Source organism: Bifidobacterium sp. MSTE12 (genome assembly GCF_000513015.1).
In the GTDB taxonomy this organism is placed as follows: domain Bacteria; phylum Actinomycetota; class Actinomycetes; order Actinomycetales; family Bifidobacteriaceae; genus Bifidobacterium; species Bifidobacterium dentium.
Window position 1 is genome coordinate 195,717 of the sequence record NZ_AZYA01000011.1, and the last position, 14,669, is coordinate 210,385.

General features: G+C 60.4%; 14 protein-coding genes. 12 read left to right on the top strand and 2 right to left on the bottom strand.

What is annotated here, in order from left to right:
- The first annotated feature begins 63 nt into the window (after positions 1-63).
- The 12 genes from HMPREF1494_RS03830 (at position 64) to HMPREF1494_RS03890 (ending at position 12,587) form a co-directional block, all read left to right on the top strand.
- Complete coding sequence (locus tag HMPREF1494_RS03830; protein ID WP_034519709.1) at positions 64-423, top strand: hypothetical protein; 360 nt, start codon at positions 64-66, stop codon at positions 421-423.
- Entirely contained in the window at positions 417-761 is a 345-nt protein-coding gene (locus tag HMPREF1494_RS03835; protein ID WP_231495304.1) for a helix-turn-helix domain-containing protein, read from the top strand. Before HMPREF1494_RS03830 ends, HMPREF1494_RS03835 begins: the two co-directional genes overlap by 7 nt.
- 42 nt (positions 762-803) lie before the next feature.
- Positions 804-1,547: a DUF2786 domain-containing protein gene (locus HMPREF1494_RS03840; RefSeq protein ID WP_231495305.1), complete on the top strand. Its 744-nt coding sequence runs from the start codon at positions 804-806 to the stop codon at positions 1,545-1,547.
- Between the two features lie 13 nt (positions 1,548-1,560).
- Positions 1,561-2,199, top strand: a complete 639-nt coding sequence (locus HMPREF1494_RS03845) for a 3'-5' exonuclease (RefSeq protein WP_034519711.1) — start codon at positions 1,561-1,563, stop codon at positions 2,197-2,199.
- Between the two features lie 356 nt (positions 2,200-2,555).
- Complete coding sequence (gene ssb, locus HMPREF1494_RS03850) at positions 2,556-3,029, top strand: single-stranded DNA-binding protein (protein ID WP_034519712.1); 474 nt, start codon at positions 2,556-2,558, stop codon at positions 3,027-3,029.
- A 1,127-nt stretch (positions 3,030-4,156) separates the two neighbouring features.
- Entirely contained in the window at positions 4,157-4,819 is a 663-nt protein-coding gene (locus HMPREF1494_RS03855; protein ID WP_231495306.1) for a hypothetical protein, read from the top strand.
- Between the two features lie 213 nt (positions 4,820-5,032).
- Entirely contained in the window at positions 5,033-5,356 is a 324-nt protein-coding gene (locus HMPREF1494_RS03860; protein WP_231495307.1) for a hypothetical protein, read from the top strand.
- Complete coding sequence (mobF, locus tag HMPREF1494_RS03865; RefSeq protein WP_231495308.1) at positions 5,347-9,540, top strand: MobF family relaxase; 4,194 nt, start codon at positions 5,347-5,349, stop codon at positions 9,538-9,540. Before HMPREF1494_RS03860 ends, mobF begins: the two co-directional genes overlap by 10 nt.
- A 156-nt stretch (positions 9,541-9,696) precedes the next feature.
- Positions 9,697-10,011 (top strand): hypothetical protein, encoded by a 315-nt coding sequence (locus HMPREF1494_RS03870; protein ID WP_003840499.1) that lies wholly within the window; start codon positions 9,697-9,699, stop codon positions 10,009-10,011.
- 277 nt (positions 10,012-10,288) lie between these two features.
- Entirely contained in the window at positions 10,289-10,861 is a 573-nt protein-coding gene (locus HMPREF1494_RS03875) for a hypothetical protein (RefSeq protein WP_034519717.1), read from the top strand.
- An 11-nt stretch (positions 10,862-10,872) separates the two neighbouring features.
- On the top strand, positions 10,873-12,072 hold the full coding sequence (locus HMPREF1494_RS03880) for an XRE family transcriptional regulator (protein ID WP_034519720.1): 1,200 nt from the start codon (positions 10,873-10,875) through the stop codon (positions 12,070-12,072).
- A gap of 302 nt (positions 12,073-12,374) precedes the next feature.
- Positions 12,375-12,587: a hypothetical protein gene (locus HMPREF1494_RS03890; RefSeq protein ID WP_003842093.1), complete on the top strand. Its 213-nt coding sequence runs from the start codon at positions 12,375-12,377 to the stop codon at positions 12,585-12,587.
- A 363-nt stretch (positions 12,588-12,950) separates the two neighbouring features.
- Here HMPREF1494_RS03890 and HMPREF1494_RS11155 read toward each other — a convergent pair whose 3' ends face one another.
- Positions 12,951-13,523: a DUF2599 domain-containing protein gene (locus tag HMPREF1494_RS11155; RefSeq protein ID WP_081724096.1), complete on the bottom strand. Its 573-nt coding sequence runs from the start codon at positions 13,521-13,523 to the stop codon at positions 12,951-12,953.
- A 175-nt stretch (positions 13,524-13,698) separates the two neighbouring features.
- The gene (locus HMPREF1494_RS11160) at positions 13,699-14,106 is read right to left on the bottom strand and encodes an RDD family protein (RefSeq protein ID WP_331279565.1); all 408 of its coding nucleotides are present in this window, start codon (positions 14,104-14,106) and stop codon (positions 13,699-13,701) included.
- Positions 14,107-14,669 lie beyond the last annotated feature (563 nt).

A 14,669-nucleotide genomic window follows, 5' to 3' on the forward strand; every position in this document is an offset into this window, starting at 1 on the left:
TCGGGACGTCCGATATCAACGGGCGCCACCCGTGAAAAACCGGAACAAAGAAGGGCAAGAACAATGTGCAACTACAAGCTGACCGTCACCATCAGCAAGTCCACCGACATCGTAGACGGCGGCGGCTGGGCCACCGGCATGACCTGGCGCAAGACCGTCATCCTCGAGGAATCCGAACGGGCCGACGCCATCGCCCTGCGTGACCTGCTCAACGGCGGCAGGCCCGCGACCGACGACCTGGGATACCTCATGTGGGACCGCTGCTACGGAATGTGCAATCCGCAATGCTGGCAATGGGAACTCGCCTGCCGTCACAGCGCATGCGTCAACCAGATCCTGCGCAAGGCCGGCATCAACTGGCCCGAGGACGGTCTGCCCGACATCGACCTGCCAACCATCACCATCAACCTCGCGATATGCTAACCGGAAAGGAGACCGCCGAACTCGCATGGCGGTTGAAGCAGAAGGGCAAGACCCAGAACGAGATCGTACAGGAACTCGGCAAAAGCCAGTCCACCATCAGCACCGCGATCAGCCGCGAACGCAACCGTCGCATGGGCGAAAGCCCCGAACCGTCAAGGCCCGGCGACGAGACTCGCGGCATGAGTCAAACCCCGGTTCCCGACGGCGCATATGATCCCGTCATCCCGGCCGATCCGAGGTTGAGCGAAAAACAACGCGGACGGATCGGGAACCTCATGAGGGAGGCGTGCCGGCAGGGCGTCGCGCAGGCAATGAGCCAGTTCGGCATCGAAACCTGACGAATACCTTCGAAATCACCATCATCGGAAAGGAAAGATCCTTTGGAAACCGAACGCATCATGGAACGCGTGCGCAGGCTGCTCGCCCTCGCCAACGATCCGGCCGCGTCCGACAACGAACAGCGTATCGCCCTCGAACAGGCACAACGGCTCATGGACAGGCACGCCATCGAGCAATGGCAGCTCGAAAAGGACCACGACGACATCGAGATCATCCGCAAGAAGATCGACCTGGAAACGAATCCATGCAACCGTTTCATGGCCAGCCTCGCGTACATCGTGGCCCAAGGGAACCGCTGCCGTGCCACCTACTGGTTCCGCAAGGCCGGAAACGGCCGGAGCGTCATCACCGGAATCACGCTCTACGGCGTCCGCTCCGACGTCGACAAGACCGAAGCGATCTGGACCGCCATGGAAACCAGCCGCGCCGTCATGTGGCGGGAACGCGCCAGGACGACACGCAACGCGAAAGCGAACGCCGCCTGGAGGAACGGCTACTACCAGGGCTTCCAGGAGGAGATCGCCCACCGGTACGAGATCCTCCGCCGGGAAATGGAATCGGACGACACAGGCAGGGAACTGGTCGCCGTCCGCTCCGACCAGGTCGACGCGTGGATCGAAGCCAACGTCACATTCGCCGCCAAGCATCCGAAACTGGCCAGGATCACCCGGGCCAGCCGCGCCGCCTACCGGCATGGCCGCGAGGACGGATCACGCCAGGCGATCGGCCTGACGGAAACCGGCGGGACAAGCCAACGGACCCTGCAGACAAGACGGAACCAGTGAAAGGAAACAACACATGTATTGGGATCGCTACATCAACCGAAATAATCCACGTCGCATCGAACCACTCGACAAGCCGCTCGACACGTACGTGATGCTTGACACGGAAACCACGGGACTCCATCCCGAGGAAGGAGCCACGATCATCGAGATCGGCGCATTGCTCGTGACGCCGGGCAACGAGAACGCAAGGCCGAGGTTCGAGCAGCTGGTCGACCCGCAACGTCCATTGCCGGAATTCATCAGCCGACTCACCGGCATCAGCGACGGCATGCTTCGGAACAAGCCCACCGCCGATGCCGCGATGCTGCGCTTCCACCAATGGCTCGACGACGTCTGGCCGGCCGGCAGGCCGTTGACCGTCATCGCCCACAACGCCGAATTCGACATCGGCTTCCTTGACGCGGCCGAACGCGCCTATAATCCAGACGCGAACGAGTTCGACTGCCGTTGGCTGTGCACGAAGGAGATGAGCTGGGAACTCAACCCGCAGAAACGCCATCACCGCGTCAGCGACCTGATCGCCGACTACCACATCGGGGACGTCGAGGAACATCGCGCGCTGTCCGACGCGATCCAGGAGCAGATGATCTACCGGGCCCTATGCCGGGAAGCGAGCATGCGAGGGAGATGGGGACGGGAACGAGTCCCATGACGGGTTGCCTCAAATGGTTGGCGTCATGCGTGGCGGCGCAGCGAACCTGATAGGCTGAAGACATGTATTCATCGGGGTCCCCGCCCGGGTCCTTTGAATATGGGGTTGTTTCAGGGGAGGATTCCAACCTCCCCTGAAATGTTTTTCACGGGCCCCATCCCGATACTGGTCCATTGCCGAGGGGAGCGAAGAGGCAACCTCAAACGGCCGATCGCAGGAAGGATCAAAGGATCAAGACCCGCAAGCCACGGCATCCCGACCGGAAACAGCTTGCGGACGATGATATCAGCGAGGATTGAAGTGGAGTGAATGAGCCCGTCAAAAGAGACGGGCCATCCACGAGGAAAGGATCCATCATGGCAACCATCAACCAGATTCCCATGACCATCATGGGCAATCTCGTATCCGGCCTCGAACCCAAGCGCACGTCGGGCGGCAAAACCGTCGTCAACTTCCGGGTCGCGCAGACCAGCAGCACCGAGAGGAACGGCAAATGGGAGGATGGCGCGACCACGTTCATCCGATGCGTGGCGTACGGTCCGATCGCCGAGCACATGACCGAGTCCGGGATGGGCAAGGGCACAAGGGTCGTCGTCACGGGACGATACGTGCAGCGTGACTATCAGACCGAGGCGGGGGAGAGACGCAGCGTCTACGAACTCGTTGCGGACGATATCGGGGCGTCGGTACGATACGCGACCGTCCGGATCACCAAGGTCAACGGAAACGCACAGCGGTCCGTACCGGTCCAACAACAGCCGATGCAGACGGATCCGTGGCCGGCCACGACCCAGGATCGGTTCGCGGAACCGCAGGAACCGAGCCTCTGAATCAGGAAGCCGAGAATCGAGCCCATGACGTGTCCCGAAACGTCATGGGCTCGAATCGTCCGTGGACTCATCGCGGAGACACCGACCGTCTGCGGGCCCTTGGTGGATCTGACCGATATCGAATCAATGGACCCATGCGACCCGGGCCATGCGGATCGTGGGCTAAACCAGCGAAGCAATGTGAACCGAACCGATATCGGACCGGTCGAACGTGACCCGTCCTCCCCGGACCGATCGATATCGATGTCCGATAGGGTCAAAACCACGGGTCAAAAGACCCGGGTCAGAATTTGACCCGGTACGACCGGGGAGGGTCAAAAAGACAGATGGACCCGGAGGAAACGGCCCAATTCCAACGATTCAGTCCGACGGGTCAAATGACCCTCCGGCGATCCAAGCCGATCCGGCCCCGGATCCCGTGACGCCGATATCGGCTCATGGCAGGGTCAAATGGTCCGCAGACGGCCGGGTCAAAAAGCCGGATCAGAATCGACCCGACAGCCGGGCGAGGGTCAAAACGTCGCCGCACGCCACGCAGAGGATTACCGCCTCATCTCGAGGCAATGATGTTTTGGCCCCTCTCGTGTGCCGCATCCGGAACGGGCGAAAGACGAGAGGGGCCCGATCCGTTCATGGGCCTTCCGGACCGGTCCGGGCCACACGGGTACCGATACCGGCCCCTGACCCGATATCGGCGGGACGGCGATCCTTCACATGGGTCAAAACCCGCGGACCGGGACCGGATATGATCCGCGCCGAAACCATGCACTCAGGGTGCCCCTTCCTCCCGGAACCCGGAACCAGACCATCCCGAAACCAGCAGAACCGAAAAAACCAGACCCAACGAAACCAGGACAAGGAAAACACAGAAAGACAGACCAAGCAGAAAGAACCAGAAAAACAAGCACCCACACCACAACCAAGCCAGAAAAACCAGAAGACCAGAAAAAGACCCCGAAACCAACAAACCAGAAAACCCAACATCACCAAACGACAACCATGCGCGTCTTGCACCCACCCCGTTGGGGGACGCCGAGAACGGCGTCATTCGTAGGTCGTGTGACGTGTTTAGATGGGTTTTCGCCCGATATCGCGACAAACCGTATGGGAATCCGCGTGGGATGGGCATGGATGGCAGTGAAAAACCGCCCGTGTGCGAGGCCTGCGGCAGGCCCGTGACGGAGCGCAGCAAGGTGAACGGGGCATGGCTGAAGAGCCATCGAGGGTGCAAGGACCGGATCCGGACCATCAGGCGCAGGCGTGCGGCCGAGGAGAACGAGGAGCGTCTCGAGGCCATGTTCCTCGAAGCGTTGGAGGACCGCAAACGGGCCGCGAACCAGTGGCGGTGGCAGATCGAGAACCGCAACGAGCTCGCGGACGAGCACGACCGGGTCCTGGCCGCCACGCTGCTCGTGTCGTACCGGTGCATGATCGCCGCCATGAACGTCATGCCGTCCGCGCTCATCCAATATCGGGAGCCATGGGCCGTGGACCTGACCCGGATGCTGGGCCGACGGACGGTGGCGCTCATCGCCCGACGTGACGGCTGGACCCACACCGCATTCTGGGAGCATGATCCCGAATGCGGCGAGGACGGCACGCTGACCCGCGTGGGCGCCGGGGAATGGGCCCTGCCGATGGAGGGCATGGAGGACGAGTACCGCGACGATCTGGATCATGAGGACGGTCGGGGCCGGCGGACGTTCTCGGACGTCAAGGCGCTGCAGCGGCTATGGGCCGAGGATCATGTCGGCGGCCAATGGGATCCGGGCCCGTGGCGGTTCAAGTGACGACACGGCAAGGACCCGGATTCGAAAGGAGGACAGATGGCGGTACATCGGATAGACGGGATCTGCAGGCATTGCGGGAAGCATACGCAGGTATGGGAGGACGGATACTGTTCGGGCAAATGCCGTCGCGGCGCGTGGCGTGCCGGCGACAGGACTGTCGCGGGCGTATGCGAGGTGTGCGGCAGGCCCGTGTGCAAGCCCAGGAGGGGACCCGTGCCGCGATACTGCAGCCGCCGATGCCAGCAGCGACGGTACCGTGAGAAAAGGAACGTGCGGGAGGCCGGCCGGCAGCGGGCCGGCATGGAGCATCTCCAACGGCTGAAGAAGGAGACGGAGGACCTCAGGACACGCATCAGGGCATGCAAGGAACACGAAAGGATCCTGGGCGAACAGGCCGACAGGCTCAAACAGACGTTCCGCGACAATGCGGACCTCCTGCTCAGACTGGCCGCAACGTCGGACAGGGATCTGATCGACGACGCGCCCCAGGGAGGCTACATCGACGAACTGCGCAAAGAGGAAACGACATGGCAATGAACCTCACCAAACTCGCGAACGCGGAATACACGCTGCACGACATCATGGAGGCACTCGACGCGGACGGGGCTACGGTCGGCACGGGACCAAGCGGATACTACACCGCGAAGGGCAACCCGCCCGGACGGTGGATAGGCTCCGGCGCCGAACTCCTGGGAGGCTCCGTCGGACGGACGGCATCGTCGAAAACGGTCCGCAGCCTCATCAACGACAGCCGTGACCCGTCAACGGGAAGGTTCCTGGGCGACGTGAAACTCACCAAGGGCGACGATGGCGAACCGCCGGTCGCCGGCTGGGACTACACCACCAGACAGCCGAAAAGCGTCAGCATCCTATGGGCGTTCGGCGACGCGGAAACACGCAGGGGCATCGACGAATGCCTCCAGAAAGCCACGGACATGACCATCGCCTACCTCGAGGACGAATACGCTTCGACGCGGGCGGGGCAAGGCGGGGTCGCATCCGTGGCATGCGACGGCGTCGCCGGATTCGTGTTCGACCATTTCGACACCCGTGACGGCGACCCGCAACCACACAAGCACATCACCATATCCAACCGCGTGCGCAGAAGCTCCGACGGGGTATGGACCGCGCTCGACGGCAGGAAACTGTACTCCAGCATGGTCGAGATCTCCGAAATCCACGAGAACCTCCTCCAGGACCTGCTCACCCAACGATTCGGATGGACCTGGACCACCAAGGTCAACGAACAGGGAACCAAATCCGTCATCAACGAGGTGGACGGGGTACCCGCCGAACTCATCGAGGCATTCAGCGGCCGTCACAGCGAGATCGCGAAACAGGTCGAGCAGCGGGTCCAACAGGAAGAGGCCCAGACCGGACGGCCCGTCAGCTTCCAACGACGCGCGCAGATCGACCTGGAAGTATGGCAGGCCACCAGGAAGGCGAAACCGGAAATCCAACCCAGCCTCGCGGAAAAACAACGGCACTGGTGGAAGAAACTCGGGCAGACGGCGCCCGACATCGACATCCGGCACGTGTGGGACACCGTCAACTCCCGCAAGACCAGCATGCTGCACATCGACTCCACCTGCCAGGAGGACATCAGCCGGCTCCTGCTCGACCAGATCGCCGACATGAGCCGAACGGGCAAGAACGGCCTCCAACTCGAACGGGAACTCGTCGACCTGTCCTACCGCAACGTATCCAAAGGCCGGACCACATGGAAGAAGACCAACGTGAGGGCCGAAGCCGAACGACTCCTCAGAAGCGTCCGCATCGACCCCGAACAGCGGATCATCGTCGCCAACCGGATCGCGGACCTCGCCCTCGCACGATGCGTCAAACTCACACCCGGCAGATACCGGATCCCGCAGGACGTCAAGGACAGTCCCACCCTCACCAACGGCAACGGCGTAAGCGTGTTCGACGACGACAAGCTCGACCTATACACCAGCCGGGAGATCCTCGATGCCGAACATTATATGATCGGACAGGCCGGGAAGCCGGCCGTCACCGGATTCACCGCGGACGAGGCCCGCATATGGCTGCAAGGATGGAACGAGCAGGCCGGGCGGAACGGAGGATACCCGCTGGCCGCCGACCAGTTCGAAGCCGCCGTCTACGCATTGTCCAACCCCAGAATGGTCGGCGCGGTCATCGGACCGGCAGGCACGGGAAAGACGACCACCATGCGCGCGGTGGCGGACGCATGGCGCGCCAAATACGGTCCCGACAGCGTCCTGGGATTGGCGACCAGCCGCAGGGCCGTCGGCGAACTGAGGAACAGCATCGGATGCAACAGCATCACCATCGCCAAACTCCTCTACCACAACGACATCGACCAGATCGAGCGACACCGACGCGACATCGCCGTGCTCGACCAGCAGATCCGGTCGACGCCCGACCCGGTCCAAAGACTCGCCTGCCGTATGCGGCTGAGCCGGATCCTCGCCGAGGAAAGCACCTACTCCATCCGGCCGAACCAGCTCGTGATCATCGACGAGGCCGGCATGGTCGACACCAGGCACATGGCCCAGGTATCAAGAATGGCCGAACTCATGGGAGCCAAGGTCACCCTGACAGGAGACCCGCTCCAACTCGACAGCGTCTCCGGAGCCGGCGGCATGCTCGGCTGGATGGAACGGCACGGCATGTATCAGATGCTCTCAAGCCTGTGGCGGTTCACCTCCAAGGCCGACAAATGGGACGGGGACCCCCACGGCGGAAGGGACTCCATCCGCAGATGGGAAGGCGAGGGACGGGCGACGCTCGAACTCAGGAAAGGCGGCGACCGTGCCGATCCCGAAAGCGTCGCCGCATGCGAACGGCTCGTGCAACGGTACGTGGACCACGACCGGCTCCACTGGGGAGAGGACGTGCAATTGGAGGAGGAGTCCTACGTCCAGTGCATCGAATGGCAGGACCAGGGCAAAAGCACCCTGCTCATCGCCGGCACCAGGGATCAGGTCAGGGACATCAACAGACGGTTCATCCTCGAACGACGTTCCAAAGGGCAAAGCGAAGCCGACCCCGCCAAAACCGTCGCGCTCCGCGACGGCCTGGACGTCGGCCGAGGAGACCAGATAGTGTGCAGGAAGAACGAAGACGACGTCACATCCCATGACGGCCGGACGATAGAAAACGGCATGACGTTCCGCATCGAAAACGTCGGACGGCGGGACGTCTCATGCGTAAGCCTGGCCGACGGCAGCCGTTGGGAGATCCCGCGGGAATTCCTCGAAACGGGATGCGAAGCCGGATACGCCTGCACCGTACACCGCTGCCAGGGCATGACCGTGGACCGTTGCGCGGTACTGTTCCCGTCCGACGCGAACACCCCATGCAACCTGCAATACGTCGCCGGCAGCAGAGGCAAGGAGGAGAACCACTTCTACTACGCCTGCCCGGACGAGGAGCAACGCAAGATCAGACACCAACTCTCCGGCGTCGAGACGGACCCCAAAGCCATCGCCATGTCGCGTATGAAAGCAAGCCTGCTCAACCATCCCGACGCCGCGACCGCCACCGAAACCCTGGAACGTGAACGGACGGACCGCATGGACCTCAAACGGCTCATGCGCGAACACGACTCCGCCGCCGGCCTCATCTCCGGCCCGCACCTCAACGCCATGCTCGCCAGACGCCACGATCCCAAAACCGTCGACAAAATCACCCGAAGCCCAAGCTACGAATGGCTCCGCGGCGTCTGGTCACGCGCCTACATGACCGACGCGAAACGCGCCCTCGCGATCATCGGCCAGCCGCTCGACCCCGACCGTCTCAAAGGCCGTCGGCCCGACCGCGACCAGCTCGTCGGGAAGATAGCGCGAACCGCCAGGGTTCTGCATCCCGACCGGATGGACGATACCACATACCGTATCGACATGGACGTCAGCAGGGACTCCGAACAGGCACGATACGTCACGGAGATCCTCGAACGCAGCGACATCCCCTACACTCTCGCCGACACGCTCGACGGCAAGGCGATCACCATCGACGTGGACCATTCCTGCATCCCTGCGGTCAAGACCATACTCGACGGCCTGTGCCAGACGGTCAAGGGCTTCGACCAGAGCCTGTTCCCCCGATGGCGTGAACTACGCAGGGAAGAGGGAAGGATCCTCAAGGAGAATCCCGACATGAGACGGCAAAGCCGACCCGTGGAACCCGACTGGGCCGCCACCATCGCGGGACGGCTCAACGCCGGACTGCTCGACCGGGTGAACGGCACCGTCCACGAGGAATGGTGCGCCGGCGTCATCCCGCGCATCCGGGCCAGCCGACACGGCAGCGAACTCGACATCGTAAGACAGAACGAACGACTCATCGAACTGAAAGTGGACGAACTCGTCCGCGACGCACAAGCCTCAAACCAGCCATGGACCGGACGGATACTCGAAGCATCGGCCGACGACCCGACCCTGTTCCGCGACGTCGTCGTCTACCGGGCCATGTGGCAGGTCGACGAGGAAGATGATCCGCTGGGGGAGCGACCGCCCGCGTCAAGCGGACGGCAGGAACAGCATTGGGCCAACCTCGACGGGCGGATCAACCACACCGACGGCGTCGTCAACCCCGGCAGACGGCACCGGCCATCGGCGAACCGGGACATGTCGGCCATCAATCATGCGGAGGAAACGTCGACGAGACCGGAAGAGACAACGGCATGGCAGCCATCACGGGAGCCTTCCGACAAGCCGCGTAACGGGTTGTGGATATAAGCCGATGATCCGGGGATGTCCACGTCGTCCATGCCGCGACACCCCCAGCCGCCAGTCTCCTTGTCGAGCGGATCGTGCAGGTGCGAATCGGCCAGCATCGGCCGCAAAGCATGTGGAGGAGGAAAAGGACCTCGAAAACCGGAAAGGACGGCGGACATGGCAACCATCACCGGATTGCGCGGATCACTCACGCATTGGCTCGTCCTGGCAAGCCAATGGTTCCACGATTGGGATATCACACTACTGGCATCGGCGCTCATCGTCCTCATCGTGATCGCCGGCGTGACCGGTCGGGCGGCTATGGTTCCACGACTGTGGATGCAACTCGTGTGGGGGACCGTGACCGTCGTCGTCGGACTGATCGAGGTTGCGATCATCTGGACCATCGTCACCCGCTATCTGCCGGTCTGTGACATGGGCATCCTGATACGAAACATGCTTCGACACGAACCACCGACGGTGATTGCATAGGTTCATCCGACGGGACCGACCGAACGTTTCTCCGCCCGACTGACCACATGCGCACGCCTCCGCAAAAGCCGACGATCCGACGACCCACGCGCGGACACGCCGATATCGGCACCGGCTTTCGTTTCGGACGCGAAAGGAACGCGGACGGCGGAAAGGCCCACGGCGGCGGGATGCGAAGTGCAAGCCCTCTGACGCATCCATATCGGGGACGAAACGTTCGAGGGGCTCGTGAACCCCATGACGGGACGAATGATCCCGTCATGGAAGGAACGGACACATGAACGACACCGACGATCCGGATACCGATATCGCCATCGAGATCCGTCGCAAGGAGGCCTGCAGGACCGCCATCGAGAGCATGGGCCGGATACGGCGGACGCCACGGAACATCCAGCTCCTGCATGACCTGGTCGACGAAATCAACGAGCTCAGGCCAGAAAGCGTGATCGGACACTACAGGATATGGCCGTCCGGCCAGGTCAACCGTCTCACCGCCGGATGGAACCTGACCGGCGAGGACGTGAAAGACAAGACGCGATACGGCGGCTGGGACCCCGAACGCGACACATACATGAGGATCAACGAGGACGGCGACTTCGAGGGACTCGACCAGACGGGTGCGGACCGACTCGTCTGGAACCATCGGGAAGACATCATCGCCGCAGCGTCCTGGACCCCCATCGGCATGTCCCGCATCGATCGGATCGAACGAATGGCGTACCCGGACGACGATCCCATACGCGACGCGCCGGCCAACATGACCATCGAAGCCTTGAATGGGTCTTTGCCGCCGGCCGATCCCATGATCCACCCCGTGTCCGCTCCCGCCGATGGCGGGCTCGGCATATAGGAGGGGCGGGAATGGACACGCTCATCGACCTTAACCGTCTGCGCGCGGACCTCGACGCCAAAAGACAGGCGTTCGGCGTCAGTTGGAACACGTTCGCCGGGTTCGCCGGCGTCAGCCCCGCCATGTTCAGCCGGCTCAACGCCGGTGCGACCATCACCCTCGACACGTTCGCCAGGTTCTGCGCCACATGCGGTCTCGACCCCGCCGACTACATGCCCGGTCTGGACGCCGAAGACATCAGCGACGTCATCGACGTGGCGAAAAACCGGTCCATGACGGCGACCCGACCCAAGGAGCCCGACATGGATGGCAGGCTCGAATATCACGGCATCCGGTTCACCCTCGACGACCTGCGCGGGAACATGCGCGCCAAATATCGGAACGAACGGCCCAGATTCTATTACGACATGCCCGACGGAACACCGCTCGGATACGTCATGACCCTTCCGGACGGCGGCTACATCGCGCGACTCGAAGACACGCAGGCCTGGTATGCCGGCCCATACGACTCCGAAAGCGACGCGTTCGAAAACCTGTTCCGTCTGATCGCACGATACCATTCCGTCGATGACCCGCCCGCGCACGCACGGGGCATCGAAGGCCCGTTCGACGAGCGGAAGGAAGCCTCAAGGCTCTGCGAAACGCAGGCCGCGGCGACGGGAGAAAGCCTCGGCTGGTATGCGTGGCCGGCACGAGACGCGGTACGGCAGACCATGGATCTCGCGGACATGCTCGAACGCCGATACGCCGACAACCCGCACGTCACCATCAGCATGAACGACACCGGAAACCCGGTGGGAACCACGGACCCCGCCCGTGTGGAGGTCCTGATCGACATCGACAACGGCACCGTCTTCACCGCGGGGGTCGACATGGATCCGAACGGGCGTACGCATCAGAGCCTCATGCGCCTTGACGGCGGCGAAACGACGAAAGCGGAACCTCTCGACGATATGCGGCTCGATGAGAAGGAGACCGTGGACCTCATCGACGTGAGAATCTACGAGGCCGGCCTGCAGGGCCGTGATCCATGGGAGGGCGACCCGTGGGCCGATAACCTGAGCCGATCCTTGGAGCCGGTCGCATCCGACGCCATCCAGACCTCCGGCGTCGACCCGTGGGCCGGCATCGGATCCGGTACGCTGCCGCTGCCCGATCCCATCGACGGTCCCGGACTCGACAGGTCCGACGGTCCCGGCCTCGACATGTAGGAGGGGCGGGCACGACGACATGCGTTTCGAAGGCGAACGCGAGGCCGGCGAGCCCATCGCCGGCACGGTAGCCGTCAGGAAGGCGACGGCGCGGAAAAGACGCCCCGACCACTGCCGGGCCGGGCCGATGAGATCTTCCCGTGGGCATGAATCCATGGGCGAGGCGTCCGACGAGTTCCGGGACGCCCTAGAGAGGGCTATGTCGCGCCAGTTGAGAGAATTGCTCGACTAGGATCCGCAATGTCTGTAGTCTTCACCAGATCTAGGCACATCAAGCCCGGCGACGAACTCTCGGACTTCCATTGAGGCAGGGAACCTCGCTCGACTCGTGGCTGGTCCGTCATGTACTCAACACGTTAGACAGGGTCACCACCGTCACCTACGTGGCCATGGATGGTGCCGGTGTGTTGGACGGCTTCTACCCGTTGTCTGCGAACAGCGTGAACTGCATCGGCATCGGTCAGCGTCTCGATTCGGAGCGACACCGACTGATCCGACAAGCGAATCGAATATGATGTAACGTTACTTGATCCTCGTGTACTCCTTGACAAGGTTCATGGAACAATACGTGGATACACAGAAGTTCATCACACAGGTCGCTGCTGGCGCCAGCCGTATAAACCTCTGGTTGTAGAAATCGAGGACATCGGGATCCAGGAAGCCCGCGCACACATCGAAAAATAGGTTCGATACAAGCATCAGTACGGAGCTTGCAAAGAACAGCATCCAAATGATGGATAACCGCAGTATGAGAATCTTTTTGTTCTTTGGATGGATGTTTCTCGAGAATAAGATGAAGACCCAAGAAACAATGGTGAATAAGGCGCCTGTCGAATAAAGCAGGCCAGGAATCTTGTCATACATGGCACCACCTCACTTCAGTTACAGGTGATCTGGCTTATTGATGTCCTAGAAGGTTCAAGATTGTATGGTGTTTTGAGAGTGCCATACCTGACGTGGCAATCAAATTGTTCTTTCATCATTTTTGATGCAGTCGGATAGGCTGTCCAATGGCGACTCGAACTAAATTGTGGAGGAATCGTTGCCCATGCCGATTCAGCATAATAATAGCGCGTTGGAGTGGCTGCAGCAGCCCACCAAGTAGGTTGCAGAGATAGCGACCACATGCCATCGCGTGCGATCCAAACTCCTCTAGAAAACCATTGATTTGACCAAGAACCGCGTGTAATTGCGTTATCTGTTTGGATGTTAGAAGATCGCTCTTCCTCTGCCGATGCAATCAGATATTGCATCACCTCATCTTCCGTCCTCCCGTATACGTTTTGCCTCGAATCTTGAACCCAAGAGACTATTTCCGATCTGTCCATTCCTATTTTTTCATATATCGACTGACTGTATTTTATGTCATCGGCCAATGCCGTGGTTGGAGTGATGACTACGATACTAATAGCTGTTACTACTGCAAAAGCGGACAGAATCTGCTTTTTCATATGTTCTTCTTTCGTTCAGGCCATCCACCTTGAGGGCATTAGGTGCCCCTGTAACACCTACTGGTTAGTGTAGATAACAGAATTTCCGGTAGTGGTCAAGTGATAATGTTTATTAGGCTAAATCCACTTTTTATGTTTTAATTAGCAACGCGTCTTTGTGTCACTTCAAGTATACCTATTTTTCAGCGATTACGATAGTCCTAACGATCTTATCTGCAAAGGTCCGTCCCCCGTCGTCCCATAAAGGCCAAAGGAATCCGATGAAAGGTGACACGAAATCGGCCAAGTGCGCTACCTCTCGTATACCCATTCTCATGCCGGATATGAACAGATTGGAATCCTGATCGAGTACTTGTATCCTCAAGAGGCGGTGTGCCCAAGACTGTCCATTGCGTGTAGACCAGGAAGAAATCACACGGACAACGACCGCAGAAGAGCAATCAATCCAGAACCCTATGGCCCCACCGGGGGAAGATCTTCCGCAAAAAACACTACCCACCAACTGCGATAGCAACGAGGCAGGTAATATTATACGGAGAATATAAGCTACTGCTCTGCGCCACCATATGTTCACTATTGGCACCCCCTTCTTTAATACTGACCAGATTAATGCCTTACCTCAGTTATAAATGGTCAGGATTGTGTCATCAATTCGATTAGCGTGTGTTAGCGATTTGACGGCAAACATACCCCCATGGCCGCGATCCTAACCTTACCTCCATAATCTCTATATATAATCGATATAATAAATCATTATATAAATCTTATTTGATTTCTTTTTTATGGAGGGGACCGTCGGGCTTGCCTGCGACCGTTAAAAAGCCTCGGCCGACCATGGGGTTCCAGATTTCCCGGGCATGCCGGATTGCATCGTGATCCGAGTGAATGCACATATGTTCACGTCATTTGCCCCTGTTTCGGGACGCATAGAGCATGGCATGAACCGCACTGTTCAAACACATTGGCAGACGCCAGCTGAAGAGCATCAAGCCGCAAATGGAGCGATTGTTCAAATTGCGTATACATCATTAGCAACAACACTGAATCAACGAGCTAGGGCGTGAACTTCACCGTTCCCGAAAAGTACCCGATCGACTGGTCGAACCCGAATCTTCCCTCACGGAAAAGGCAAGATAGTGGACAATT